This is a genomic window from Planotetraspora sp. GP83, from assembly GCF_041262585.1.
Classification (GTDB): domain Bacteria; phylum Actinomycetota; class Actinomycetes; order Streptosporangiales; family Streptosporangiaceae; genus JAOEGB01.
The window spans coordinates 245,198-269,722 of the sequence record NZ_JBGCBZ010000001.1; the positions used below are offsets into that span (position 1 = coordinate 245,198).

The window sequence follows — 24,525 nt, forward strand, 5'->3', positions numbered from 1 at the left end:
ATGCGCGAGTGGCTTGCCGGGTGGGTCCGGGAGCTGGTCGATCCGCTGATCCCGCATTACTCACCGGGCGGCGCCCGGGTGCGGCTCGGCGCGAACGTGGCGCTGCACGACGACGCCGCGGCCGAGCTGGAGGCGTTCGCCCGGCCGCTGTGGGGCCTGGCGCCGCTCGCCGCCGGTGGCTCCTCGTTCGACCACTGGGACCTCGTACGGCGGGGCCTCGCGTCGGGCACCGATCCAGGGCACCCCGAATACTGGGGCGAACCGGGCGACGGAGACCAGCGCATCGTCGAGATGGCGGCCCTCGGCTTCGCCCTGGCCCTGGCGCCAGAGCGGCTGTGGGATCCGCTGACGGGCAAGGAACGCGACCGGCTCGCCGCCTGGCTGGCCACCGCACTGGAGCGGGAGACCACTGACAACAACTGGCGCTTCTTCGGTGTGCTCGTCTCGCTGGGCTTGGACAGGGTCGGGATAATTCATGACAAAGCGGGCGTCGAGGCTCGGCTGGATCGCCTGGAGACCTACGCGCTCGGCGACGGCTGGTACGCCGACGGCCCGACCGAGCGGCGCGACTACTACGTGCCGTGGGCGATGCACTTCTATGGCCTTATCTACGCGGCGCTTTCGGGCGACGGGCCGCGCTCGGCGAGGTTCACGGACCGGGCCGCGCGGTTCGCCACCGACTTCCAGCACTGGTTCGCCGGCACCGGGGCGGCCGTGCCCTATGGCCGCAGCCTCACCTACCGCTTCGCGCAGGCGGCCTTCTGGGGCGCGCTCGCCTTCGCCGGGGTCGACGCGCTGCCGTGGGGGGTGATCAAGGGACAGCTGCTGCGCAACCTGCGCTGGTGGCGCGACCGGCCGATCCTCGACAACGGGCTGCTCAGCATCGGGTACGCCTACGCGCAACCCACGCTGGCCGAGCAGTACAACGCGCCCGGCTCGCCGTACTGGGCGATGAAGGCGTTCCTGCCTCTCGCGCTGCCCGAGACCCACCCCTTCTGGACCGCCGCGGAGGCCCCCGCGCCCGCGCTGGCCGAGGTCTCGACGCAGCCGCACGCGGGGGCGGTGTTGATGAGGGCGGAGCGCGGGCGGCACGTGGTGGCGCTGGCCTCCCGGCAGCACCACTCCTGGGTACGGCACGGCGGGCAGAAGTACGCGAAGTTCGCCTACTCCTCCCACTTCGGCTTCAGCGTGCCCGCCGGGGGATCGGGGCTGGAGCACGGCGCGCACGACAGCATGCTGGCCCTGAGCGACGACGGCATCCACTACCGGGCGCGCGAGGCGCCGCTCGACCACTTCCTGACAGGCGGGCGGCTGTACTCCCGCTGGCAGGCCGCGCCCGACGTCGAGGTGGAGACCTGGCTGATCGCCCGGCCGCCGTGGCACGTCCGCGTCCACCGGCTGCGCACCGGGCGGCGCCTGCACTCCGCGGAGGGCGGCTTCGCCATCGACCGCGACCTGCCGCTTGACCGGCGCGCCGAGCTCGGGATGGCCGGCGCCAGGGGAGCGGCGGGTCTGTCGGCCGTCCACGACCTGGGCGCCGCACGCCCAGGGAACCTGGTCGAGGCCCTTCCCGGGACCAACGTGATGGCCCGGAGGACGTTCATCCCGACGCTCGTCGCCGAGCACCCGCCCGGGGAGCACCTGCTCCTCACCGCCGTGCTCGGGCTCGTCGACGACCCCTCGGGCGGGTGGCCGGATCCGCCCGCCGTGCCGGATCTGACAGGAGGTCTCCCATGAGACGGTTACTGCTCGCCGCGGCCCTGCTGCTGGCGGCGTTACCCGCGACCACACCCGCGACCACCGCACACGCAGACGCCCGGACGCACCTCTACGTCGCCCCCTACGGCAGCGACGAGGGCCGGGGGACGGCCGCCCGGCCGTTCAAGACCCTGCAGCGAGCCCGCGACGCCGTCCGCGCCGTCACCGCCGACACCGACGTGGTCGTGCACGTCAGGCGGGGCGACTACCACGTCGACGCGCCGATCGAGTTCACCGCGCAGGACTCGGGGCGCGCCGGGCACCAGGTCACCTACCGCGTGTGGGGGGGACCGCCCGGATCCGCCCGGTTCATCGGCGGGCAGCGGGTGACCGGCTGGACCCGGTACAAGGGCGACATCTGGCAGGCCAAGGTCGGCCACCACTTCGACACGCTCTATGAGGACGGCGTCCGCTCGATCAAGGCCCGCACCCCCAACCTCGACCCCGGCGACCTGGTCACCGCCCGCGCCCACTGGTGGGTGGGCGAGACCGGCGACCCGTCGTTCACCGTGCTGCACTACAAGCCCGGCGACTTCGACCCGACCGGCTGGGACCTGCGCGACGCGCAGCTGCGGATCTGGCCGCGCGCCAACTGGTTCGAGGAGCACCAGCCTATCGCCTCCGTCGACCCCGCCGCGCACACGATCACGCTGAAGAATGAGACGCGGCACCCCATCGGGCAGCCCAACTACCCCTCCCGCTTCTACGTGCAGGGCATGCTGAGTGCACTCGACCAGCCGGGCGAGTTCCACTACGACAGCACGGCCGGCGTCCTGTACTACTGGCCGCGCCACGGCCTCGGCGACGTGATCGCGCCGCGGACCAGGACGATCCTGAGCCTCAACGGCGTGCATGACGTGACCTTCGACGGGCTCGGGTTCGAGGACACCGACTTCACCGACTTCTACCGCCACGGCTACCCGGTCGAGAACGGCTCGGGGGAGAACCACCGGTACGCCATCTACGACCGGCAGATCGAGATGGCGCCCAACCGTACCGGCATGATCTTCATGACCGACACCGCCAACGTCACGATCACCCGCTCCCACCTGCGCAACTCCGGCCACTCGGCGATCTACGCGCTGTTCGCCAACCACGACGACAGGATCGAGTCCAACCTCATCGAGCACACCGGCTATGCGGGCGTGTTCTTCGAGGGCCGCTATCCGGGCGAGGGCGACGTGCTCACCCGCAACGTGCTCGCCAACAACCTGATCCACGACGTGGGCGAGCTGATCGGGCACGGCGCCGGATACATCCTCATGCAGTCTTCGCACAACGAGATCTCCAGCAGCGAGATCTACAACTCGCCACGCTTCGGCACCTATCTGGCCGGATATCGCGACATCCCCAACCAGGACTTGTACACCCGCGACAACACGGTCAGGAACCTCAACATCCACGACGTGATGCAGGACAGCCGCGACGGCGCCGCCGTCTACACCTTCGGCACCAGCACCTCCTCGACAGAGCCGTTTCAGGTCAACACCTACGACCAGATCGCGGTCAACTACGCCTACAGCCACCCCGAGGCCAGCAACTCCCAGGCCCAGGCCAGCTCCCACCCGGCCGCCGTCTACCTGGACGAGGGCACCTACGGCTCCCAGGTCAGCAACGTCAAGGCGGAGAACATCCAGCGCGACCCGGTCTTCAAGACCAACAAGAGCGCCGGTGTGGTCACCAACTCCAGCTGGCAGCCCGGCTTCGACGAGTCCAAGCTCGACTACCCGAACATCGGGCTGCGAGCCGACTTCCCGTACGGCGCGCTCAGGATCGACGCGGGAAGCAGCACGGACCAGCAGTTCCTGCACGGCGCCCGGGCCACCGCCCCCGGGATCGCGGCGCCGTACGGCACGTACCGGCACGGGGCGTTCTCCTACCGCCTGCCCGCGCCCAACGGCACCTACGCCGTCGGCCTCACGTTCCTCGACCCGCTCTCCGACGCGGCCGGGCAGCGCGTCTTCTCCGTCACCGCCGAGGGCCAGACCGTCATCCGCGACCTCGACGTCTACCAGGTGGCGGGCCACCACCCGGTGGACCGGTGGGTCCGGGTCACCGTGACCGACGGGCAGCTCGACCTGGCCTTCACCCCGACCACGGGAGAGGCGCTCGTCAGCGCCATCGCCGCCATCTCGCGGTGACCGATGTACGGCAGGCATCACCGCAGCGTATGCCTGCCGTACATCTCAGCACTCGATGACCTTGACCGCGACCGATCCAATCGTCCAGGGTTGGTCAATGGGGACCCTCATCAAGGAGCAGGTCGACGGCCTGGTGTCCGCCGTCCACAAGGGCACGGGCTTCGCCGGATGGCGCGGCGGGCCGATCGCTACGTTCGGCGACAGCCGCGACAGCGGTCCGCTCTGGGCGGTCCGATGAGGGCGGACGACCCCGGCGTGGTGCTGGCGATGTTCCCCAACCTGCCGGCGAAGCTCTTCCGAGGGGAGTGCGGAGATCGGCTTCGCGCGCTTGCCGGTGGCGATCCCGAACCGCCCCTCACCTCGTTCACCTCCGAAGCCGACCTCGAACGGCTGAGCCGGGCCCGGATCCTGCTGACCGGGTGGGGAAGCCCGGTGATCGACAAGACGGCGCTCGCCCATGCGCCCCATCTGGTGGCCGTCGTCCACACCGCCGGGACGGTCAAGAGCCATGTCACCCCGGCCGTCTTCGAGCGGGGCGTCGTGGTCAGCTCGGCGGCGGACGCGAACGCGATCCCCGTCGCCGAATACACCCTCGCGGTGATCCTGCTGGCCAACAAGGCCGTGCCGGCCCTCGCGAGGGAGTACCACGCACGCCGGGCGGCGATGAACCTGGTCGAGGAGTTCCCCGACATCGGCAACTACGGCAAGACCGTCGGCCTGATCGGGGCTTCGCGGATCGGCAGACGGGTGGCCGGGCTTCTCCGGCCGTTCGACCTCGATGTGCTGATCAGTGATCCGTACCTCGACGAGGAGGGTGCGGCGGCGCTGGGCGCGCGCAAGGCAGGCCTGGAGGACCTCTTCCGGGCGTCCGACATCGTCTCGCTGCACGCTCCGGCGACCGAGGAGACCCGGGGCATGGTCACCGCGTCGCTGCTCGCCGCCATGCGCCCGGGAGCCACGTTCATCAACACCGCCCGGGGGTCGCTCGTCGACCAGGACGCCCTCGTGGCAGAGTTGCGCCGGGGCCGGATATCGGCCGTTCTCGACGTCACCGCGCCGGACGTCACGCCGGCGGACTCGCCGCTGTGGGATCTTCCCAACGTCATCCTCACGCCGCACGTCGCCGGCTCCCTGGGCACCGAGCTGGCCCGGATGGGTTCGCAGGCCATGGACGAGGTGTCGCGGGTCATCGAGGGCAGGCCGCTGCACCACGCCGTTCACCTGGCCGCCCTGCCGGTAACGGCCTGAGGAACGAGCGCTCGGTGGTCACGACTGTGCCGGGCGGTCCATCCGCTCGCACAAGCTCAGCGGCTGCGTCGCCATGAAAGTCTCGCCTGCCCGCCGGGAGTTCGCCTCGTTCGATCCGCTCTCGCAGGATCGAGGCGAGCTCCTCGCGAAGGAACGGGTGTGGAACGTGGTGGAACGTGGTGGAACGCCCTGTCAGTGAGGAGGTGAGTGCCTCCGCCGAAGGGATGGGCGAGATGAGATTTCTGAACCATTGGAGTGCAGTGGTCCTGGGCGTGGCGACCGCCGGGGTCCTGCTGTTTCCGAGCGTCGCGCAGGCTGCCTCGGGAAGCGAGGTCGGGGTTGGGGTCGGGCCGACCGACACCTCACGAGGGCTGCCGCCGGGGATTACGTCGATATTGCCGTTCCCGTTCTCGGCCGGCGACTGCGAGCAGCTGGGGTTCGGTTCCAGCGATCCTGAGCGGTCGGAGGTCCGCCTGGACAGGCCAGACGCCAGCGGCAGGTCCCGCATCACGTGGGACGCCCACACCTACACGCGGCATACGAACAACGCCGATATCTGGCACGGGAAGTTCGTCTTCAGGACGGCGTTCGGCACTCCGGTGCTCACGGTCGGCCCCTTCGACTCGGTGGCGATGAGTGTGCCGTTCCGCACCTACTCGACCGTACGAAGCACGCCGGTCGTCATCGATCCCGCGCTGTTCGGCACCATCACGAAGGTCGACTGGCTCGGCGACTGCTAACAAATCGCCCCCGAGTTCCTCTGGGTTTCTTCGGCCTCTCTAGTTGCAGGACCTGGGCATTTCTGCTGGCGCTCGGGCTTCTTAAGGGTGTTGATGGGACTTCGGAATTCTGAAGTCCCATCGTCCTGGTTGTTCGGCTTGCTGTGATGGTGAAGGCGAGGTGGCCAGGGTGACCACGGCCTTGGGGAACATCGGTACAGCGGTTATCGGTGAGAACGATCATGGTCGGCTAGCACTGATCCACTTCGCCGCTGGGGTTCGTGATGACGACGACGGTCACGAGACCTGCATCGGACTGCCAGGTGGCGGTAACCCCGCCCACCCTGGCTCGCTAACGGCCACTGGCCGTTCGGTTGCTGCTCACCGCCCCGTGGCGGAGTTCGTATGGCGGGCGGTGGATCTGCCGGAAGGAACCGCGGCGATGCCGTGCTGTCCCGTGAAGCCGTGGCGAGTTGCTGGTGCTGGTGCTCTAGCGCTTGGCAGTCATGATGGCTGAACTTCGTCGAAGAGGGCGAGGGCTTCGGTGGGGTCCGGGCTTACGAGGCGTTCCAGACCGGCCGTCGTGATCTTCGCCCACCTGCCGGCCCGTGCCCACATCTGTTCCTCGAAGGCGCGGACGGCCTCGTCCAGATCGCCAGGGCCGGGGGCGGCGGCGACGGACTCGGCGAGTTCGGCGCCTTCCAGCATCGCGAGGTTCGCGCCCACCCCCAACGGGGGCATCAGGTGGGCGGCGTCGCCCAGTAGCGTCACCCCGGGGACGTGGGCCCAGGTGTGGGACACGGGCAGGACGTAGAGGGGGCGGTGGACGAAAGCGGTGCCGTGGCGGAGGAGGTCGAGGACGGGAGCGGCCCAGCCGTCGAACAGAGCCAGCAGGCTTGATCGCACGGCCTCGACGTCGGCCAGGTCCAGGCCCGCGCGCCGGTTCAGGCCCATATGCCGGTCCAGGTTCGTGTGCCAGTCCAGCGGCGCGCGGAACTGGGCGTACACCTTGACGTGGCCGCCGCTGTTGCGCTGGGCGACGAGGCCGCGGTTCACGCCGTACACAGCCATGGAACCGTCGCCGATCAGCCGGGCGAGGTCGGGGTGGCGGGTGTCGACGTCGTCCAGGGAGGTCTCGACCAAGGTGACGCCGGTGTAGTGCGGCGTCGCGGACGAGATTGCCGGGCGGACCCGGGACCAGGCGCCGTCCGCGCCGATCACGAGGTCGAACGTCTCCTGTCGCCCGTCCGCGAAACGGACCAGCACGCCGTCCCGGGTCCCCGGCACTATCTCCGTCACGCCCCGCCCCCACTGAACATCGAGGGGGCCGAGCAGCAGGTCACGGAGTTGCCCCCGGTCGATCTCGGGATTGGCCCGGTCACCCGGACGGGGTTGCCAGTCGCGGAGGACGGTCCCGTCCGCGTCCAGGATGCGCATGGCCTGCCCCTCGGGACGGGACAGCGCCTGGAACTCCGCCAGCAGCCCCGCCTTGCCCAGCGCGAGCTGGCCCATCCTTTCGTGCAGGTCGAGCGTGCCGCCCGGGGGACGGGCGTCGGGGGCGGGATCGCGTTCGAGGATGGTGACGGGGTGACCGTGGCGGTGCAGGACGCGGGCGAAGGTGAGGCCGGCGGGGCCGCCCCCAATCACGGCGATACGGTGTCTCATGACGATACAGTGTATTTAGTGATTACGATGTATCGCAACAGTACGATGTAACCATGACTGTGTGGGACCGGCCGGAGCCGCCGACTCGCCCCGTGCCGCTCGACCGGGAGCGAATCGTTGCCGCCGCCATCGCGCTGGCCGACGAGGGCGGGCTGGAGGCGGTGTCGTTGCGCAAGGTCGCCGCCCGGCTGGACGCCGGCCCGATGCGGCTGTACGGATACATCTCCACCAAGGAGGAGCTGTTCGACCTCATGGTGGACGAGGTCTACGCCGAGATCCTCCCCGAGGAGCAGCCCGGCGACTGGCGGGAGGTGCTGCGCATCCGCGCCCACCGCACCAGGCAGGCCACCCTCCGTCACGAATGGCTGGCCGACCTGCTCGGCGGCCGCCCGACCCTGGGCCCAAACGCCCTCGCCGTGACTGAGGCCACGCTGGCCGCCCTCGACGGCCTCGCCGCCCTCGACACCGTCCTGCGCGCCGTGGAGACCGTCAGCGCCTACTTCACTGGCGCGATCAGGCGCGAGATCGCGAACCTGCGGGCCGAGCGCGCCACGGGCCTGTCCAAGCGCGACTGGCAGCGCGCCTCCGGCCCGTATGTGAGGAGGATGCTGGCCACGGGCCGCTTCCCGGCGCTGGCCAAGGCCGTGCACGATGGCACGGAGGTGGACGCCGAGGCGTCCTTCGCGACCGGCCTGGACTGGGTCCTCGACGCCGTGGCCGCCAAACTCGCCCGGCCGCCGGCGTGACGCTCAGGATTTCCAGGTGACATCCGTGGCACCGCATGACGCCGCCAGACTGCGCACCTACCTGCTCGACTGGTTCAGAGGCAAGCTCTGACGCCGGACGACCGGGCGGCGCTGGAAGGGCTGCGCCATCTGCAGATTCCGGGCGATCGCCAGCAGCGTCGCCGTCCGGCGCGGCTCGACCAGCCGGTCCAGCGCCGGTGCCTTGCTGGCCGCCCCGTACTTGGCCAGGGTCTTCATCCGCCGCACCGGAACCTTCGACACCGTGACCCGGCCCAGAAGGCGGCCAGGTTGTCCACCCGCTGCAGCGCCCGCACCATCTCCGTCCCTGACGTGCGCTTGGTGCCTGCCGCAGCTTCTCCAGCTCCGAGATGCGCTCCAGGAGCACCGCGCTCAGGGTGAATTTCACGATTTCCCCGCCTTCGTCAGGGGGAAACGTCGTATCCAGGCTCGCGCGGGCGCTTTGGGGCTCGCCCGGGAGGCGCGTTCGACTGGACTATGAAAGGTTCTTTGGTGGTGATCAGCCACACCGCCGGGATGACGCCATGCTCGCCCACGTCGGTGGCAAGCTCACGGCTGTAGACGTTGAGCGCCGCCTTTTGCCGCCGCGTACGGGGCCTCGGACGGCTGCGGCACGCGGAAGCACTGAGGCGAGGACCGGATCCCCTGCCGGCCGTCGTGGTCACGACCGTCTCCTTGCAGGACCGCGAGGGTGTGTTCCGCATCAACGCCGCGCTGCCCGAGGCGTTCTCCACGATCACCCTGGTGTGGGCCGGCGACTCGCCGTAGCTTCGGGAGTTCCGGGCCTATCCGTGGTCTGGACTTGGTTGGGCGGTGTCGTTTGAGGTTGTTTCGGGTTTGGTGTGGAGGACTTCGCGGGCCTGTTCGGCGGCGCGGGTGATGCTTTCGCTGATGAAGTCGAGGAAGCGGGCGATGTTCTCCAGGCGGGTGGCGGCGGGGGTGTGGGGGCCGAGGATGGCGACGCCTTGGCGTGCGGTTTCGACGAGCTGGTCGTTGGATCGGGCGCCGGCGATCGTCGCCTGGTAGAAGAGTTCGTCGTCGACGACGTAGCGGTCGCGGCGGCGTTCGTCGCGTTCTCGGCGGACGAGGCTCTGGCTCTCCAGGAAGGCGATCGCTTTGGAGATGGACGCCGGGCTGACCTGGAGGCGCTGGGCGAGCTGGGACGCGGTGAGGCTGCCCGCGTCGGTGGTGAACAGGCAGGTCAGCACCCGGGCCGTCATCTTGGTCAGGCCCGAAGCCATGAGGACGGTGGTGAGCGTCTCCTCGTACTCGGCCACGGCCTCGGCGTCGCGTCCGTGCGGCTGGGGGACTGACCCCGCCCCTCGGGAGGGGGCGGGCCTGCGCCGGTGGGCGCGGCGTTCGGTGGCGCGGTGGGCCAGGTCGGCGCGGTAGGCGGTGGGGCCGCCGTTGCGCATCACCTCACGCGTGATGGTCGAGGTCGGACGGTCGAGGCGTCGGGCGATCTCGGCGTAGGGGAGGCTGTCGGCCAGCCCCAGCGCGATCTGCTGGCGTTCCTGCTGGGTGAGCCTGCCTCCCGGCATCGCGATCTCCTTGGTGATCCTTCATGGTGGTCCCTGATCCCCCCACTATAGCGTTCACTTCTCATCCATTGCAATGATCATAGCAGTTGTCGTTGCGTTACTTTCCACACCATTGCAACAGTTTCTGCCATCTACCTGCGTGGATATCGATTTTGTGCAACATGTGTGTTGCCACTATCTGGAAAGCAACGTAGCGTTTCCGGTGTCGGAAACAACGAACGAGCACGGGAGAGCACGATGCAGAAGTTCGACACCCCCGCCCCGATCTCCGCCGTCCTGGACATCCCCGCCGGACGCATCCAGTTCATCGCCGCAGACCGCGCTGACACCACCGTCGAGGTCCTGCCCGCCGACCCCTCCAAGAGCCGCGACACCAAGACCGCTGAGCAGACCACCGTCGCCTACGCCGACGGCGTCCTGCGGATCACGGCCTCGACCCCCAACAACCAGCTCTTGGGCCCCTCCGGATCCCTGGAGGTCACCGTCCAGCTGCCCGCCGGCTCCCGCATCGAGGCCAAGGCCGCCAGCGCCGAGCTCCGCGGCGTCGGACGCCTCGGAGACGTCGCCTTCGAAGGCGCGTACCGCCAGATCAAGATCGACGAGGCCGCGAGCGTCCGCCTCACTGCGATCGACGGCGACGTCGAGGTCGGCCGGCTCAACGGCCCCGCGGAGATCAGCACCGCAAGGGGCGACATCCGGATCACCGAGGCCGTGCGCGGCACGGTCGTGCTCCGCACCCAGTCCGGCGACATTTCGGTCGCCGCCGCCGCCGGCGTCTCGGCCGCCCTGGACGCCGGCACCGGCTACGGCCGCATCAGCAACGCCCTCAAGAACGATGGCACCGCCGAACTCGACATCCGCGCCACCACCTCCCACGGCGACATCACCGCCCGCAGCCTCTAAGGAGCAGAACCAGGACTATCCGGCCGGGCCCACCGCGATCGAGATCCTGTCGGTCGTCGCCGAGGACACGGCCGTCCGTCCCGAGGGGCCTGTGATCCACGTGCAGGGCCTGGAGAAGCCGTACAAGACACCTAACGTGACCAGGTGGAACACATGACGAAGAACAGCACTTCCTCGACCAGTTCGAAGTGGACCGGCATGATGCCGGTTGACGATACGGCCCTGGCCGTCACCGACACCGGCGGTCCCGGTATCCCTGTGGTCTACCTCAATGGCCAGTTCGCCACCCAGGGGTACTGGCGGCGGGTCATCGCTGAACTGGGGACGGGCTGGCGGCACATCACCTACGACGAGCGGGCCCGCGGCAAATCGAAGCGTTCGGCGGACTATTCCTTCGAGGCAGCCGTCCGGGATGTCGATGCCGTTCTCGCGGCCAGGAGTGTGGACCGAGCGCTGGTGGTGGGCTGGTCCTACGGGGCGTTCGTCGGGGCGCACTGGGCCAGCCGGAATCCGGACCGTGCCTTGGGCGCGGTCCTGGTCGACGGCGCGTTCCCGTACGACTGGCTCGACGAGGCCATGGAGCAGCGGATCCGGAAGCTGTTCCGGCGGTTGGGCTGGTTCCTGCCGCTGCTGCGCCCGACGGGCCTGGCCCCGCGGATGACCGCCGAACAGCAGGCGAACAGCAACATCGAGCTCGGCAGGCTCTCCCGCGAGCGCGAGCTGGGCCCCGTGCTGGACAACATCACCGTCCCGGTGCGGTATGTGGTCGCTTCGGGGACGTCCTTCGGAAGCCGCGGTGATGAGCAGGAACGGATACGCACCAGCCTCGATACGGTGACCGCCCACAACCCGAACATCCAGATCGGCGCGAAGGTCGCCAGCAACCACGGTGCGCTCCTCAAAAAGGACTTCCCGGCCATCGCCGAGGCCGTACGCGAGGTCGCCGCCCTCGACCGCGGGGGGCAATGAAGACACGACCAGCGGACTGACGACAACTACACGTCCTCGCCACCATGCCCTGGGCGCGGAGCTGGGCGACGGCGGCGTCGATTGTTCCCCAAGGCCGGCGTAGGCGTCGTCGTTCAGCGTCCGATGAGCTCGATGAGGTTTCCCTCGAGGTCCTTCACGTAGGCGTACCGGGTTCCCTGCCGGCTGGCGTTCGCCGGAGGGGACACCGGTTCCGCCCCCGCCGAGGTGATCGCGGCGAAGGCGGCGTCGAGATCGGCGGTGGCCAGGCCCCAGTGGCTGTAGCTCTGGACACCGGCGGCGTCGTAGGCGTCGGCGAAGCTTTGCGGCGAGGAACCGGCGCGTTCGGTGAGTTCGATCCGGGTGCCGCCGGGCCCGCTGAGAACCGCCAGGCGCATCCCGGACTCCGGCCACTCGACGTGGTACTCCTCGACCAGGCCGAACGCACGGCAGTAGAAGTCCCGCTGAGCGTCGAGGTCGGCCACGGAAAGACTGACGTGGTGGAACGTGAACGTTGCCATGGCGGTCCCTCCTCAGCGGGTGGTGTAGCCGCCGTCGACCGGCAGCGCGATCCCGGTGACATAGCTCGAGCGGTCCGAGCAGAGCCACACCACCGCGTCGGCGATCTCGCTCGCCTGGGCGATCCGGCCGATCGGGTGGGCCGCGATCCGGGCCGCCATCAGCTCGGGGCTGCGGCCCGTGGCGACCAGCGGGGTCTCGACGAGTCCCGGGGCGACCGCGTTGACGCGTATGCCGTCGGCGGCGTAGTCGAGTGCGGCGGCCCTGGTCAGGCCGACCGCGCCGTGCTTGGCCGCGACGTACCCGGCGACACCGGGCACGCCGACAAGGCCGGCGCCGGAACCCACGTTCACGATCGAGCCGAAGCCCTGCTCGCGCATCTGCCGCAGCTCGTACTTCATCGACAGGAAAAGGCCGCGCAGGTCGATGTCGACGAGCCGGTCGAACTTTTCGGTGGGGTAGTCCGCGAGTGGCTTGAGGTCGTCACCGCCACTGTCGCCCGCGCTGTTCACCCCGAAGTCCAGCCGGCCGGTGTCACCGACCGCCGCCCGGACCGATTCCTCGTCGGTCACGTCGGCCACGAACAGCCGGGCCCTGCCGCCGGCCGCCTCGATCTCGTCCACGGTCTCGCGGAGCGTGGCCTCGGTGCGGCCGGTGACCGTGACGAGACAGCCCAGCGCCGCCAGCGCCAGCGCGGTCGCCCGGCCGATCCCGGTGCCACCGCCGGTGATCAGCGCGGTGCGGCCATCGAACTCCGGGCTCAACGGACTTCCCCCGCCTGCGCGATCATGTCGAGTGAGAGCTGCCACAGCCGGGCGGCGTGGTCGGGGTCGAGCGCGTAGGCGGCGACGCCCCGGCGGACGCCGGGCCGGTGCGGCTCCGCCTCGTTGCAGTCTTCGAAGTAGCGGCCGGAGACGCCCTCGACCAGGGGGGAGGCGGCCAGCAGCACCGAGGTGGCCGCGCCCTGCTCGACGGTCTTCCAGGACACGTCCGTGCTCGTCGGGTCGAACGACGTCGGCGCGGCGGAGATGTCGCCGATGTAGCGGGACAGGTTGGTGGTGGTGATCCGGCCGGGGTTGAGCGCGTTCACCGCGATCCGGTCGGGGGCCCAGCGCTTGGCGGCCTCGACCGCGAACAGGACGTTCGCGGTCTTGGACTGGCCGTAGGCGAGCCACGGGTCGTAGGGGCGGTGGTCGAAGTGGATGTCGTCAAAGTCGACGTCGCTGTTCACGTGCCCGACCGAGCTGACCGCCACGACGCGGGCGCCGCCGGCCGCGGCGAGCGCGTCGCGCAGGCCGGTGGCGAGGGCGAAGTGGCCGAGGTGGTTGGTCGCGAACTGCAGTTCCCAGCCCTCCGGGGTACGGGTCTCGGGCGGGGCCATGATCCCGGCGTTGTTCACGAGGATGTGCAGCGGTCCGGTCCAGGCGGCGACGAACTCGGCGACCGACGACTGGTCGGCGAGGTCGAGCCGGGCGGCCAGCACCCGGTCGTTACCGGTGGTGGCGATGATGTCCTTGGCGGTCCGGCCCCCGGCCTCGGTGTCGCGGACGGCCAGGGTCACCTCGGCGCCCGCGCCGGCGAGGGCACGGGCGGTCTCGACACCGATCCCGGAGGCGCCGCCCGTGACAACGGCTCTCTTGCCGTTGAGGTCCACTCCGTGGATCACCTCGGCGGCGGTCGACTGGGCCCCGAACGGTGTGGTCACAAGGTCGTTCATGATCATCCTCCCTGGCGACGAGCGCGAAACGCTGCACGCGGCGCTGGTCGCCACAAGTATCCTGTTAACCGGAGACAGCTCCGCTAGTGCTGACAATAAGCGGACCCAGCTCCGCTTGGCAAGTCGCGTACGGAACCCGAGGAGGAACGGTGCCATCCCAGCAGGCCAGGCCGCTGCGGGCCGACGCCCAGCAGAACTACGAGCGGCTCCTGGCGGTGGCCGCGCGAGCGTTCGCCCGCGAAGGGGCGGGAGCCTCGCTCAAGGCCATCGCCCAGGAAGCGGGAGTCGGCATCGGCACGCTCTACCGCCGCTTTCCGACCCGCGAGACGCTCGTGGAGGCGGTGTACCGCAACGAGGTCACCCGGTTGTGCGCCGCCGCGCCGGCCCTGCTGGCACAACTGACCCCCGTGGATGCGCTGCGCACCTGGATGGAGCAGTTCGTCGACTTCATGGCCGCCAAACACGGCATGGCCGACGCCCTGCGGGTGGTCCTCACCTCTGAGGACGAGCGCATGCACACCCGCGCACTGCTCCGTGACGCGCTCGCGACCCTGCTCGACGCCGGCGTCGCCGACGGTGTGATCCGGCGGGGCCTCGATCCCTACGACGTGCTCATGGGTCTCGGCGGGATCACCCTTGTCGCCGAAGACCCCGGCCAGCGCGACCTCGCCCTGCGACTGGTGGGTCTGCTCATCAACGGCGTCCGCCCCTGACGCCCCCCGGTCGATTCTCGGTGGTCAGCGGGGTTCGCTTCGGGCCATGATCGAGACGCGCTCGCCCGAACGGCGGGAACAGGCCTTGGGGAGAATCGGATCGGACTGTGGCGCTACTGAGCTCAGATCTCCTGGGGTAAGCCGGATCGAACGGCAGACCTCCCCAGCGGAGAACCCGGTGATCGGATCGGGGCATCTCCGCACCCGAGAAAGGGGAGCACTCCGGGCGCCGTGAGCGAGCTTGATGAGCACACCGCCAAAGCATGGCTGAGCGCGGCCCTCGACGAGGTCATGCGGGCTACGGACCGAGGTCGTCGGCCACCCGCTTGCGTAGCCGCTTGAGTTCTTCGCGCTCCTGACCGGACAGCCCTCCCGCGTCGGCCTCAGCGGCCCATCACAGTTCAGCCGCGAGTACCGGCGCCAGTTCGGCGCCCGCCTGCGGGAGAACCACCGGAGGGGCGCACGGTGCTTGAGTCGGCGTACGCCGCTCGCCTCCCGTATGACACGCGGTCATGGGCGGAGTTCGGCTTGGCCAAGGAAGTCCCGGATGAGTGCGGTGACCTCGTCGAGCGCGCTTTCCAGGAGGAAGTGACCGCCGTCGAGGAGGTGGATGCGCGCGCTGGGCAGGTCGTCGGCGAAGGCGCGGGCACCCGCGGGCGCGAAGATCTGATCACCCGTGCCCCACACGGCCAGCAGGGGCGGCCGGTGGGCGCGCAGGTATTCGTGCAGGCGCGGGTAGAGCGGCAGGTTGGTGGCGTAGTCCAGGAACAGGTCGAGCTGGATGCGGTCGTTGCCGGGGCGGGAGACCAGGGCGAAGTCGTGGTGCCAGGTGTCGGGGCTGACGAGGGTCGGGTCGGGCACGCCGGTGAGATACTGCCACTTGATCGCATCCAGGGTGAGGGCCTGGCGGATGGCCGTCTCGGTCTCCGGGGTCTGCTCGCGCTGGTAGTCCCAGACGGTCTGCCAGAAGGCGTCGACGAAGCCGGCCTCGTAGGCGTTGCCGTTCTGGGTGATGATCGCGGTGATCACACCGGGATTGTTCAGGGCCAGCCGCCATCCGATCGGAGCGCCGTAATCCTGCACGTAGATGGCGTAGCGGGAGAGGCCGAGGTGGTCGAGCAGGGCGGCGGTCAGGTCGGCGAGCGCGTCGAAGGTGTAGTCGAACTCGTTGGTGGATGGGGCGTCGGACAGCCCGAAGCCCAGGTGGTCGGGGGCGATGACGTGGTAACGGTCGGCCAGCGCCGGGACGAGACCGCGGAACATGAACGAGCTGGTCGGAAAGCCGTGCAGGAGCACCAGAGCCGGCGCGCCGGCCGGCCCGGCCTCGCGGTAGAACAGCTGCCGGCCCTGCACACCGACGTAACGATGATGGACCGCCACCATGACCTACCCCTGAAGATGTCTGCCAGCACGGGCCGCCGTTCTGGCCCCGTCTCGACATGGCTCGGCTCCCTTTCTGACGATGTCGCAACAGTGGAGGGAAGGCAGGCTCGACACGCCGGTAAGGCGCGTCAGCGATTCATAACCGCTGCTCGGAGGGTGGACGCTGATCGGCGCAGCGTAATAAATGCGTCGGGCTGGTCAAAGCCTGCCCCGGCGGGGAGTTCCCGGTCGGCGCCAAGGTGGCGGCCCTGATGGGCGGGCTGGGAGACACCATCAACGGCAGCTACTACGGCGGCAAGGCCAAGTTGGCCGACGAGATCGCCCTCATGCTGCCCGAGCACACGCACTACGTGGAACCGTTCGCTGGGTCCTTGGCCGTGCTCCTGGCGAGGAAGCCGTCTCGGCTGGAGACGGTCAACGACCTGGACCGCGACCTGATGACCTTCTGGAAGGTTCTGCGCGAGCGCCCTACCGAGCTGGCCCGCGTGTGCGCGCTGACTCCGCATTCGCGCGCCGAGCAGGAGTCGGCCTACGGCGATCTGTCCGATCTCGACGAACATCGAACCGCCGCCGACCGTCTTCGCGACGGCTGGGTGCCGCGTGTCGGCGTCGAACAGGTAGGTCTCGACGAATGACGTCCCGACGTACTCGGGCACCGCATCCGACAGCAGCGGGCGGACCCGCGACCAGGCGCCGTCCGCACCGACCAGCAGGCTCGTAGTTACGCTGCTGCCGTCGGCGAAGATCACCTCGTGGCGGCCGCTGCCGAGGCTCCGGGCGCCGGTGACCTTGCGGCCCCACCGGACGGCGCCCTCCGGGAGCGCTTCCAGCAGCATCCGTCGCAGGTCCGCGCGCTGCGCCTCCGGACGGCCGCCCATGCCGTTGTCGGCTTTCTCGAACAGGACGGCGCCGTCCGGGCCCAGAGCACGTATCGCCTGGCGGCCCTCCAGAACGATGGCGCGGAACTCCTCCATCACATCGGCCGCCTCAAGGGCAAGTTGCCCGTTGTAGTCGTGGATGTCGAGCAGCCCACCCTGCGTCCGTGCCTCCGGGGAGGCCTCCGCCTCGTAGACCTCGGCCGGGATGCCATGGACGTGCAGGACGCGGGCCAGAGTGAGTCCGCCGAGCCCGGCGCCGATGATCGTGACGGGGTTCATGATGGCTCCTTCGTGCCAAGGCCGGCGACGCCGACACCCGGGACGAACTGCTGGATACCGCGACTGAAACCGTCATCGCCGCCGCCCTGGCCACCAAGCCTGCCCGGGCTCCGGCCACGCCCGAGGACGAGATCCGCGTCGTCGCACTGGGCCTGTTCGACGCGATCGCCGAACACCAGTGGCTCGCCACGCGGCTGGCCGTCCAGCTCACCCGGAACCCGTGGGGTCCGGTGACCGTGGGGATCTTCGAGAAGATCGGCCGGCAGGTGCGCGCCTTGGGCGTGCCACAAGCCATCTGGTTCGTCGCGGCCTCAACGCTCGTGCACTACATCCTCGGCGCCGTCAGCCAGACCCGCATCGACGGGGACACCTCAGGCGTCGAGACCGACGCGGACCGCGAGAAGTTCCTCGAGGCAGCGTCGATGGCGTGGCAGGAACTCGACCCCGCCGACTACCCGTTCATGCACGCCATCAGCGGCCAGATGCGCGAGCACGATGATCGCGAGCAGTTCCTCGCCAGCATCGCCCTCATCCTCGACGGCATTACCAACCTCCGCTAGCCCACCGAACTCAATGGTGATCGACTCATCGGCGGCCGCCATCGCTACTGCTCAACGGCCTGCCGGGGCCGCGCATCGGATAACGACACGATCGTGAACTACTCCGGTCCGCCAGGCTGCGCTCCACCTCCGCCCAGCGCCAGCCGCTTGGCGACGTCCAGCCGTACCTCAACGCCGTTTGGGGCTCATGACACGTTTTCTTACCGGCACCCCCTACGAGCACGCGTGGATGATCCGGGGACGACTATGGCATCTGTAGCTCGGTAAACGTGACGGTGTCAGTGGGCCTGTCCAGCATCAGGAACGCAGTTCCGGATGTGTAAAATGAGCGCCCTGACCGGTGTTCCGATACGTGCGGCGGCTAGCGCGGTAGGCGCAGTCCTGCGATGAGGAGTTCAACCAGTCGACGTGCGTCGTAGCGGGGATTGTTGTCCGCGCCGATGCAGAGGTTCCCGACGCCGCGCATGAGTTCGTAGGCATCCATGTCGGAGCGGATCTCGCCGGCGACGGCTGCGGCTTCGAGTAGCTGGGCGCACACGGGCACGAGCCGGTCGATGAAGTAGGCGTGCAGCGTGTCGAAGCCGGCGTCGTCCGACTGCAGCACGGCAGCGAGTCCGTGCTTGGTGACCAGGAAATCAACGAACAGGTTGATCCATCGCCCTAGTGCGGCGTGAGGAGTCGCGCTGCTCGCCAGCAGGGCTGGACCGGCCTCGGCGCAGGCCTCGACCTGGTGCCGGTAGACGGCAAGGATGAGATCCGCTCGCGTCGGGAAATGGCGGTAGATCGTGGCCACCCCGACTCCCGCCCTGGCCGCGATGTCGCGCACCGGCGCTTCGACGCCTGAGATCACGAAGACCGCGGCGGCGGCGTCGAGCAGCGTCCTCTCGTTGCGCCGGGCGTCGGCCCGCTTGCGCGGGGCTGCATGCCCTGCGCCCCCGTAGCTGTCGTTCACCGCGCCGCTCCCTCCGTTACTGAGCATTGCCAAACGGAACAACGTTCCCTATCGTTATCGGAACAAGGTTCCGTTTGCTCATGATGCCAGAGCAGGGGCCGACAACCAAGCCACGCATCGCTACCACGCTTCACCCGCAGTGGAGGACACACGGTCATGCAGTACCGCACCTTGGGCCGCACCGGTGTGCAGGTCAGCTCCCTCGTGCTCGGCGCGATGAACTTCGGCAAAATCGGACGCACCACCCAGGACGAGGCCACCGCTATCGTCGACGCCGCCCTTGAGGCCGGGATCAACCTCATCGACACCGCCGACAGGTACAGCGACGGCGAGTCGGAAGAGATGGTCGGCAAGGCCATCGCCGGCCGCCGCGAAGACATCGTGCTGGCCACGAAGGCGAGCATGCCGATGGGCGACGAGCGCAACCATCAGGGCAGTTCGCGCCGCTGGTTGGTCACCGAGTTGGACAACAGCCTGCGCCGCCTCGGCGTCGACCACGTCGATCTCTACCAGATCCACAGGTGGGACCCGACAACCAGCGACGAGGAGACGCTGTCGGCTCTGACCGACCTACAGCGCGCGGGAAAGATTCGCTACTTCGGCTCCTCGACCTTCCCGGCGTACCGTCTCGTGCAAGCCCAATGGGCCGCCCGAGACAACCATCTGAGTCGTTACGTCACCGAGCAGCCCAGCTACTCGATCCTGCAGCGCGGGATCGAGACCCACGTACTGCCCGTGACCGAGCAGTACGGGCTCGGTGTGCTGGTGTGGAGCCCGTTGGCCTCGGGCTGGCTGTCGGGCGCGATCCGCGAGGGCCAGGAAATCGCCACCAACCGCTCGACGTTCATGCCGCAGCGCTTCGACACCTCCATTCCGTCCAACCGCGCCAGGCTCGACGCAGTCGAGCAGCTGGCGAAGGTCGCCGACGAGGCCGGTCTGACGATGATCCAGCTCGCGCTCGGTTTCGTGACTGCGCACCCGGCCGTGACCAGCGCGATCATCGGCCCCCGCACGCTGGACCACCTGCACTCGCAGCTCGCCGCCGCAGACACGGTGCTCTCCGCCGACATCCTTGACGCCATCGACGCGATCGTCGCACCCGGCATCGACCTTGCCGCACAGGAAAAGTTTGATACTCCGCCCGCCCTGCTCGACCCATCGCTACGCCGCCGCCGGCGTTAGCGGCGTTCCCTCCGGGACCCCTGGCGCGGACGAACTCGCCGCTCGCCTCACCCCAAGCTGATCATTGCGATCAGGCGTATTCCGGGACGGCCCATGAGCGGCCTGGTCTTGTGCCGGCGGGCAGCCGGACCTGTCTCGGGTTCGTCCCAGGCGGCGCCGCCAACGATCTTCTCCCGACTGTCTTCCCTCCCATGTCACAGATGGCCGGGCTGTCTCGTCTCGGGTCTCAGAGACAGGTTCTGGAATCAGGAGGGTGATGGTCATGCGGGTGTTCGTGGCAGGTGGGAGCGGGGTCCTGGGGCGGCGGCTGGTGCCGCAGCTCGTGGCCCGGGGCCACCAGGTGACGGCTACGACGACGAGCGCGGCCAAGCTGGACTTGCTGGCGCGGCTGGGCGCCGAGGCGGTCGTGATGGACGGGCTGGACGGGCTGGACGCGGTGTCGGTCGGTGAGGCCGTGGCGGCCGCCCGGCCGGACGCGATCGTGCACCAGATGACCGCGATCTCCATGGCGCACGCCGGCAAGCCCGATATCAAACACCCGGACCGGTGGTTCGCCACCACCAACCGGCTGCGCACCGAGGGGACGGACCACCTGCTGGCCGCGGCCGAGGCGACCGGCGTATCCCATTTCGTCGCGCAGGGCTACGCCAGTTGGAACGGCATCCGCGAGGGCGGATGGGTCAAGACCGAGGAGGACCCGCTGGACCTGATGGAGGGGACGGCGGCACACGCGGGGATGGAGGCGATGCGCCACGTCGAGGACGTGGTCCTCAAGGCCGGCGGCGCAGTCCTGCGGTACGGCGCGTTCTACGGGCGACGATCCCGAGATCGAGACGGCTTTCCATATCCAAGCGGAACCGTCCGTACGGGTGGGCGTGCGCCCAGAACAGCGGCGGCAAGGCACGCCGGTCTTCGTCGGTGAGCTGTTCGTGCCGAGCGGGATCTTCTGGCGGCAGGATTACTTGCGAGAATTAGCAATCTCCCAAGTTATTCGTCATCTCAGAAGCGCAACAGATCTCTGTTTCCGGATTCCGATTTCCAGAAATCCAGAAAATGGCTACGATCATGGTGTGACGATGTCTGTGGGGACGACGGCGTGTAAGCACTGCGGCGGGGCGATCGAGCAGCGGACCGGGCGGGGGAGACCTAAGGAGTACTGCCCCGAGGGCGACTGCCAGGCGGCGGCGAAGCGGGAGCGCGAGATGCGCCGAGCCACCCCCGGCCTCGAGGGCGCGCTGGCCCGGGTCGAGGACCTCTACGAGCGCATGGAGAAGGGCCTCTCGGCGGCCATCGCGCCGCTGGCGCAGGTGCTGTCGGAGGAGCTGAGCCCGGCCGGCGTGGAGGCGAAGCTGAGCGCGATCCAGGCCGAGACGCACACCCGCGTCGCCATCGCCCGCACGGAGCGGGAGCAGGCCCTGGAGCAGGTACGGCTGGCCCGCGCGGCGACGGAGGAGGCCAGACGGGAGGCCGAGGACATGCGGCGCCTGGTCGAGGAGGCCAACGCCGAGCGGGACACGGCATTCGCCGACGCCGAGACGGCGCGCGAGCAGGCGCTCGCCGCGCTGCGGGAGGCGGCCACCACCGAACGGCGGGCCCGGCAGGAGGCCGAGGACGCCCACCGGAGGGCCGCTTCGGCCGAGGCGGCCCGAGACCAGGCCACACGTGAGCTCGCCGAGCGGATGGAGAAGGCCGCAGCCGAGGTCGGCGAGGCGACGGCGCAAGCCGTACAGGCAGGTCAGGAGCGGGACCAGGCACAGGCGGAGGCCGCGAGCGCCCGGGAGCAGGCCGAACTGGCCCGGCGGGCGCACCGCGAGGCGGAGCAGGCGAGCGCCGCCGCCGTCGCCCGCGCCCAGGCGGCCGAGGCGGAACGCGACCGCTCGGTGTCACGCGCGGAGGCCGAACGGGACCGCGCCGTCGCGCTCGCCGAGGCCGAGCGGGATCGGGCGCTCGCCCGCGCGGAGGCGGCTGAGGCGGGCCGCGCGGTGGCAGTCGCGGACGCGGCCCGGGCCACGGCCGAGGCGGCTCAGGCCGTGTCCCGGGAACAGGCCGCCGCCGATGAGGCGGAGCGCGCGGCAGGCGAGGCCCGTACGGCTGCCACGGACCGGGAGCGGATCCAGGCGGAGCTGGCCCTGGAGCGCGCTCGCCTCGCCGACCTGCGGGCCCAGCTCGATGTGGCCAGAGGCGAGGCGGCCCAGCTTCGCGAGCGCGCCGTCACCGCCGAGTTGCGCCTGAACGACCGTGTTTAGGCCGCCGACATCCGCCGCATCTACGGGCTCGAGAGGGAAGCCCTCGGCGTCCTGGCGATCGAATCCCCTTCGTGTAGATATGAGCGAGTCGAAGGACTATGACGTGGCCATGCCGTCTCAGGCGTGCGCGCGGGACATCTCCCATGGCACCTGCGGAAGGACCTCGCCGGTCTCAAGCAGCGACTTGAGGTTCGCCAACACGGCCGGCCATCCGTGCGAGATGCCGTTGAGCATCTCCTGGTTGGGCAGGTTCTCGTGGGTCACGGTGAGGCGGACGATGTCCTGGTGTGGTTCGACGAGAAACGTGACAACCGACGGTTCTCTTGGCGATTCGGCTCCAGGGGCGTCGTCGAAGGTGATGACCAGGCGTGTCGGGGGGGCGGCCTCGATCACTCGACCGACGCCATCGACGACGCCTGATCCGTCGACACGTCGGTGCTCCCAGGGCGAGCCCGGCTGCCAGTCCGAGACGTTGGCGTGTGCCCAGTAGCGCGCCGTCAGGTCCGCGTCCGTCAGGGCTTGCCACACCTGCTCGGCGCTTGCGCGGATGTAGGTCACATAGACGTAGGTCGGCACGGACGTGGATCCGTTGGTCATGGCGTACTCCTCCGCCTGGTTCTTGATGGCACTGATCGCTTGCAGACGGGGTTTGTCGAACCCCGAGATCCAGCGCTCCTCGATCTCATGGATCGGCGCCGGGTTGAGGTAATGAAGCCGTTCACGTCCGCGCCGTACGACGGTGACGAGGTTGGCCCGCTCGAGGATGTCGAGATGCTGTGTCGCCGACTGGCGCGCCATGTCCAGGTGTTCGCACAGTTCGCGCAGAGTCTGACCGTTGTGCTCGCGCAGACGGTCAAGCAGGAGTCGTCGGGTGGAGTCGGCCAGTGCCTTGAAGACCGAGTCCATCTCTCTCGCTTCGAACCTCACACTCAAATTATGCAGGCATTTGCCTGCATAACGCAATGATGGTTCGACTAATTCGCGATCGCCTGTTTCGTAGGTGGCCACCTACGAAACAGGCAGCGTGGCCATGGCGATCTAGCGCGTCTCTTGTTTCACCGGGTGACGGCCGCCCGGCGGGGCAGGCGGCGGGAAGGGCGTCCAGGCGGCGTCCGTCACGCAGGCGCAGAGCCACCCGGCCGTCACCGGCCTCCTTCGCGCCGATGACCGCCGGGTAGAAACCACCACCCCACCGCCCATGAGGGCCGGCGAGTCAGGAGTCAGCGCAGTGCGCCGTAGAAGGCGCGCAGGTCGTCGGCGAGGACCTCGGGGACGATGTGGGCGGCGTAGTGCCCGCCCCGTTCGTACGACTTCCAGTGCACGATGTTCTTGTGGTCGCGCTCGGCGAACGTCCGCATGGAGACGAAGTCGCCGCCGAACATCGCCAGGCCGATCGGGACGGTCGTGGGCTCCGTGGGGTGCTCGGCGTGCGCGTCCTCGTAGTAGAACCGGGTGGCCGACGTCGCGGTGCCGGTCAGCCAGTAGAGCATCGTGTTGGTCAGGATGAAGTCGTCGTCGATGTCGACGGTGTCGCCGAACAGCTGGGAGTTCCACCCCAGCAGCCCGGCGGGCGAGTCGTAGATCGCGTACGACAGGGTCTGCGGCTGCTGTGAGTGCAGGATGTTGAACGACATCTTGTTGTCGTAGAACCACTGCAGCACTTCCAGGCCCTTCTTCTCCTCCTCGGTGATCTTCTCGAACTCGGCGGGGTCTCCCGAGGGGAAGGAGAAGATTTGCGTGACGTGCACGCCCACGACGTGCTCGGGATCGACCCGGCCCACTTCCGGCGAGACGAACGAGCCGCCGTCGTTGCCGGCCGCGCCGTAGCGGTCGTAGCCGAGCCGCCGCATGAGCTCGGCCCACGCCCTGGCGGTGCGGTACCGGTTCCAGCCCTTGTCCCTGGTCGGGCCGGAGAAGCCGAAGCCGGGAAGCGACGGGATCACGAGGTGGAACGCCTGCGCCGGGTCCTCGGGGTCGGTCAACGTCTCGATGACCTTGAGGTACTCCACGATCGAGCCGGGCCACCCGTGGGTGAGGATCAGCGGGAGCGCGTCCTCATGCGGCGACCGGACGTGCAGGAAGTGGATGTTCTGCCCGTCGATCTCCGTGGTGTACTGCGGGTATCGGTTGAGCTCCGCCTCCTTGGACCGCCAGTCGTACCCGTCACGCCAATACTCGGCGAGCCTCTTCACGTACTCCACGGGAACCCCGTAGTCCCAGCCCGCGCCGGGGATCTCGTCCGGCCAGCGGGTACGGCCCAGCCGGTCGCGGAGGTCGTCGAGGTCGGCCTGCGGAACGGCGATGCGGAAGGGGGTGATTTCGGTGTTCTCGCTCATGACCACAACGTTACGGAGCCTTCCGGTCAGGTCCTGTCCTGAAGTCCGGGCAGAC

General features: G+C 69.1%; 24 protein-coding genes. 14 read left to right on the forward strand and 10 right to left on the reverse strand.

All coding sequences use genetic code 11. The features are described 5' to 3' along the window. From ABH927_RS01210 to ABH927_RS01230, 5 genes are all read left to right on the forward strand, one after another. A complete protein-coding gene (locus ABH927_RS01210) occupies positions 1-1,737 on the forward strand; it encodes a DUF2264 domain-containing protein (RefSeq protein ID WP_370017525.1) in 1,737 nt (578 codons plus the stop codon). Beyond that, on the forward strand, positions 1,734-3,899 hold the full coding sequence (locus ABH927_RS01215; protein ID WP_370017526.1) for a malectin domain-containing carbohydrate-binding protein: 2,166 nt from the start codon (positions 1,734-1,736) through the stop codon (positions 3,897-3,899). Before ABH927_RS01210 ends, ABH927_RS01215 begins: the two co-directional genes overlap by 4 nt. A gap of 97 nt (positions 3,900-3,996) precedes the next feature. Next, positions 3,997-4,137, forward strand: a complete 141-nt coding sequence (locus tag ABH927_RS01220; RefSeq protein ID WP_370017527.1) for a hypothetical protein — start codon at positions 3,997-3,999, stop codon at positions 4,135-4,137. Beyond that, a complete protein-coding gene (locus ABH927_RS01225) occupies positions 4,134-5,147 on the forward strand; it encodes a hydroxyacid dehydrogenase (RefSeq protein WP_370017528.1) in 1,014 nt (337 codons plus the stop codon). The genes ABH927_RS01220 and ABH927_RS01225 overlap by 4 nt, the downstream gene beginning before the upstream one ends. 233 nt (positions 5,148-5,380) lie before the next feature. Further along, the gene (locus ABH927_RS01230) at positions 5,381-5,887 is read left to right on the forward strand and encodes a hypothetical protein (RefSeq protein WP_370017529.1); all 507 of its coding nucleotides are present in this window, start codon (positions 5,381-5,383) and stop codon (positions 5,885-5,887) included. 483 nt (positions 5,888-6,370) lie between these two features. Here the strand turns inward: ABH927_RS01230 and ABH927_RS01235 are convergent, their stop codons facing one another. Next, complete coding sequence (locus ABH927_RS01235; RefSeq protein ID WP_370017530.1) at positions 6,371-7,531, reverse strand: FAD-dependent oxidoreductase; 1,161 nt, start codon at positions 7,529-7,531, stop codon at positions 6,371-6,373. A 53-nt stretch (positions 7,532-7,584) separates the two neighbouring features. Between ABH927_RS01235 and ABH927_RS01240 the strand changes: the two genes are divergently transcribed. Continuing rightward, a complete protein-coding gene (locus ABH927_RS01240; RefSeq protein WP_370017531.1) occupies positions 7,585-8,277 on the forward strand; it encodes a TetR/AcrR family transcriptional regulator in 693 nt (230 codons plus the stop codon). 57 nt (positions 8,278-8,334) lie between these two features. On the opposite strand, the gene ABH927_RS01245 is transcribed toward ABH927_RS01240, so the two are convergent. Continuing rightward, positions 8,335-8,538 (reverse strand): hypothetical protein, encoded by a 204-nt coding sequence (locus ABH927_RS01245; RefSeq protein ID WP_370017532.1) that lies wholly within the window; start codon positions 8,536-8,538, stop codon positions 8,335-8,337. A gap of 542 nt (positions 8,539-9,080) precedes the next feature. After that, entirely contained in the window at positions 9,081-9,836 is a 756-nt protein-coding gene (locus ABH927_RS01250; RefSeq protein ID WP_370017533.1) for a helix-turn-helix domain-containing protein, read from the reverse strand. A 237-nt stretch (positions 9,837-10,073) separates the two neighbouring features. Here ABH927_RS01250 and ABH927_RS01255 point away from each other — a divergent pair, with 237 nt between their 5' ends. Together ABH927_RS01255 and ABH927_RS01260 are read left to right on the forward strand one after the other, a co-directional pair. Beyond that, the gene (locus ABH927_RS01255; RefSeq protein WP_370017534.1) at positions 10,074-10,739 is read left to right on the forward strand and encodes a DUF4097 family beta strand repeat-containing protein; all 666 of its coding nucleotides are present in this window, start codon (positions 10,074-10,076) and stop codon (positions 10,737-10,739) included. Between the two features lie 153 nt (positions 10,740-10,892). Further along, entirely contained in the window at positions 10,893-11,708 is an 816-nt protein-coding gene (locus tag ABH927_RS01260) for an alpha/beta fold hydrolase (RefSeq protein ID WP_370017535.1), read from the forward strand. Between the two features lie 113 nt (positions 11,709-11,821). On the opposite strand, the gene ABH927_RS01265 is transcribed toward ABH927_RS01260, so the two are convergent. From ABH927_RS01265 to ABH927_RS01275, 3 genes are read right to left on the reverse strand one after another with little or no spacing between them, the layout of a single operon-like run. Beyond that, positions 11,822-12,226, reverse strand: coding sequence for a VOC family protein (locus ABH927_RS01265; RefSeq protein WP_370017536.1), 405 nt, complete (start codon positions 12,224-12,226; stop codon positions 11,822-11,824). A 12-nt stretch (positions 12,227-12,238) separates the two neighbouring features. Further along, positions 12,239-12,988, reverse strand: a complete 750-nt coding sequence (locus ABH927_RS01270; RefSeq protein ID WP_370017537.1) for an SDR family NAD(P)-dependent oxidoreductase — start codon at positions 12,986-12,988, stop codon at positions 12,239-12,241. Continuing rightward, on the reverse strand, positions 12,985-13,941 hold the full coding sequence (locus tag ABH927_RS01275) for an SDR family NAD(P)-dependent oxidoreductase (RefSeq protein WP_370017538.1): 957 nt from the start codon (positions 13,939-13,941) through the stop codon (positions 12,985-12,987). Before ABH927_RS01275 ends, ABH927_RS01270 begins: the two co-directional genes overlap by 4 nt. A gap of 149 nt (positions 13,942-14,090) precedes the next feature. Between ABH927_RS01275 and ABH927_RS01280 the strand changes: the two genes are divergently transcribed. Next, complete coding sequence (locus ABH927_RS01280) at positions 14,091-14,654, forward strand: TetR/AcrR family transcriptional regulator (protein WP_370017539.1); 564 nt, start codon at positions 14,091-14,093, stop codon at positions 14,652-14,654. Between the two features lie 510 nt (positions 14,655-15,164). Here ABH927_RS01280 and ABH927_RS01285 read toward each other — a convergent pair. After that, on the reverse strand, positions 15,165-16,037 hold the full coding sequence (locus ABH927_RS01285) for an alpha/beta fold hydrolase (protein ID WP_370017540.1): 873 nt from the start codon (positions 16,035-16,037) through the stop codon (positions 15,165-15,167). A 326-nt stretch (positions 16,038-16,363) separates the two neighbouring features. Between ABH927_RS01285 and ABH927_RS01290 the strand changes: the two genes are divergently transcribed. Together ABH927_RS01290 and ABH927_RS01295 are read left to right on the forward strand one after the other, a co-directional pair. After that, the gene (locus tag ABH927_RS01290; protein WP_370017835.1) at positions 16,364-16,672 is read left to right on the forward strand and encodes a DNA adenine methylase; all 309 of its coding nucleotides are present in this window, start codon (positions 16,364-16,366) and stop codon (positions 16,670-16,672) included. A 653-nt stretch (positions 16,673-17,325) separates the two neighbouring features. After that, entirely contained in the window at positions 17,326-17,754 is a 429-nt protein-coding gene (locus tag ABH927_RS01295; RefSeq protein ID WP_370017836.1) for a TetR/AcrR family transcriptional regulator C-terminal domain-containing protein, read from the forward strand. Between the two features lie 361 nt (positions 17,755-18,115). On the opposite strand, the gene ABH927_RS01300 is transcribed toward ABH927_RS01295, so the two are convergent. Beyond that, positions 18,116-18,733: a TetR/AcrR family transcriptional regulator gene (locus ABH927_RS01300; RefSeq protein WP_370017541.1), complete on the reverse strand. Its 618-nt coding sequence runs from the start codon at positions 18,731-18,733 to the stop codon at positions 18,116-18,118. Positions 18,734-18,862: 129 nt separating this feature from the next. On the opposite strand from ABH927_RS01300, the gene ABH927_RS01305 reads away from it, so the two are divergent. The 3 genes from ABH927_RS01305 to ABH927_RS01315 all read left to right on the forward strand — a co-directional run bounded on the left by ABH927_RS01305 (position 18,863) and on the right by ABH927_RS01315 (position 22,134). Further along, complete coding sequence (locus tag ABH927_RS01305) at positions 18,863-19,888, forward strand: aldo/keto reductase (RefSeq protein ID WP_370017542.1); 1,026 nt, start codon at positions 18,863-18,865, stop codon at positions 19,886-19,888. A 262-nt stretch (positions 19,889-20,150) separates the two neighbouring features. Continuing rightward, positions 20,151-20,810, forward strand: a complete 660-nt coding sequence (locus ABH927_RS01310) for an NAD-dependent epimerase/dehydratase family protein (RefSeq protein ID WP_370017543.1) — start codon at positions 20,151-20,153, stop codon at positions 20,808-20,810. A gap of 154 nt (positions 20,811-20,964) precedes the next feature. Next, positions 20,965-22,134 carry a hypothetical protein gene (locus ABH927_RS01315; protein WP_370017837.1) on the forward strand — a complete coding sequence of 390 codons (1,170 nt, stop codon included), beginning with the start codon at positions 20,965-20,967 and terminating at the stop codon, positions 22,132-22,134. A 117-nt stretch (positions 22,135-22,251) separates the two neighbouring features. Here ABH927_RS01315 and ABH927_RS01320 read toward each other — a convergent pair whose 3' ends face one another. Beyond that, positions 22,252-23,142, reverse strand: a complete 891-nt coding sequence (locus tag ABH927_RS01320; RefSeq protein WP_370017544.1) for an ArsR/SmtB family transcription factor — start codon at positions 23,140-23,142, stop codon at positions 22,252-22,254. A gap of 212 nt (positions 23,143-23,354) precedes the next feature. Beyond that, a complete protein-coding gene (locus ABH927_RS01325) occupies positions 23,355-24,470 on the reverse strand; it encodes an epoxide hydrolase family protein (RefSeq protein WP_370017545.1) in 1,116 nt (371 codons plus the stop codon). Between the last annotated feature and the right edge of the window lie 55 nt (positions 24,471-24,525).

Coding starts and splice junctions, on each gene's coding strand:
- ABH927_RS01210 (WP_370017525.1), top strand. CDS start 1: ATGCGCGAGTGGCTTGCCGGGTGGGTCCGGGAGCTGGTCGATCCGCTG.
- ABH927_RS01215 (WP_370017526.1), top strand. CDS start 1,734: ATGAGACGGTTACTGCTCGCCGCGGCCCTGCTGCTGGCGGCGTTACCC.
- ABH927_RS01220 (WP_370017527.1), top strand. CDS start 3,997: ATGGGGACCCTCATCAAGGAGCAGGTCGACGGCCTGGTGTCCGCCGTC.
- ABH927_RS01225 (WP_370017528.1), top strand. CDS start 4,134: ATGAGGGCGGACGACCCCGGCGTGGTGCTGGCGATGTTCCCCAACCTG.
- ABH927_RS01230 (WP_370017529.1), top strand. CDS start 5,381: ATGAGATTTCTGAACCATTGGAGTGCAGTGGTCCTGGGCGTGGCGACC.
- ABH927_RS01235 (WP_370017530.1), bottom strand. CDS start 7,531: ATGAGACACCGTATCGCCGTGATTGGGGGCGGCCCCGCCGGCCTCACC.
- ABH927_RS01240 (WP_370017531.1), top strand. CDS start 7,585: ATGACTGTGTGGGACCGGCCGGAGCCGCCGACTCGCCCCGTGCCGCTC.
- ABH927_RS01250 (WP_370017533.1), bottom strand. CDS start 9,836: ATGCCGGGAGGCAGGCTCACCCAGCAGGAACGCCAGCAGATCGCGCTG.
- ABH927_RS01255 (WP_370017534.1), top strand. CDS start 10,074: ATGCAGAAGTTCGACACCCCCGCCCCGATCTCCGCCGTCCTGGACATC.
- ABH927_RS01260 (WP_370017535.1), top strand. CDS start 10,893: ATGACGAAGAACAGCACTTCCTCGACCAGTTCGAAGTGGACCGGCATG.
- ABH927_RS01265 (WP_370017536.1), bottom strand. CDS start 12,226: ATGGCAACGTTCACGTTCCACCACGTCAGTCTTTCCGTGGCCGACCTC.
- ABH927_RS01275 (WP_370017538.1), bottom strand. CDS start 13,941: ATGAACGACCTTGTGACCACACCGTTCGGGGCCCAGTCGACCGCCGCC.
- ABH927_RS01285 (WP_370017540.1), bottom strand. CDS start 16,037: ATGGTGGCGGTCCATCATCGTTACGTCGGTGTGCAGGGCCGGCAGCTG.
- ABH927_RS01290 (WP_370017835.1), top strand. CDS start 16,364: ATGCTGCCCGAGCACACGCACTACGTGGAACCGTTCGCTGGGTCCTTG.
- ABH927_RS01300 (WP_370017541.1), bottom strand. CDS start 18,733: ATGCTCAGTAACGGAGGGAGCGGCGCGGTGAACGACAGCTACGGGGGC.
- ABH927_RS01305 (WP_370017542.1), top strand. CDS start 18,863: ATGCAGTACCGCACCTTGGGCCGCACCGGTGTGCAGGTCAGCTCCCTC.
- ABH927_RS01310 (WP_370017543.1), top strand. CDS start 20,151: ATGCGGGTGTTCGTGGCAGGTGGGAGCGGGGTCCTGGGGCGGCGGCTG.
- ABH927_RS01315 (WP_370017837.1), top strand. CDS start 20,965: ATGTCTGTGGGGACGACGGCGTGTAAGCACTGCGGCGGGGCGATCGAG.
- ABH927_RS01325 (WP_370017545.1), bottom strand. CDS start 24,470: ATGAGCGAGAACACCGAAATCACCCCCTTCCGCATCGCCGTTCCGCAG.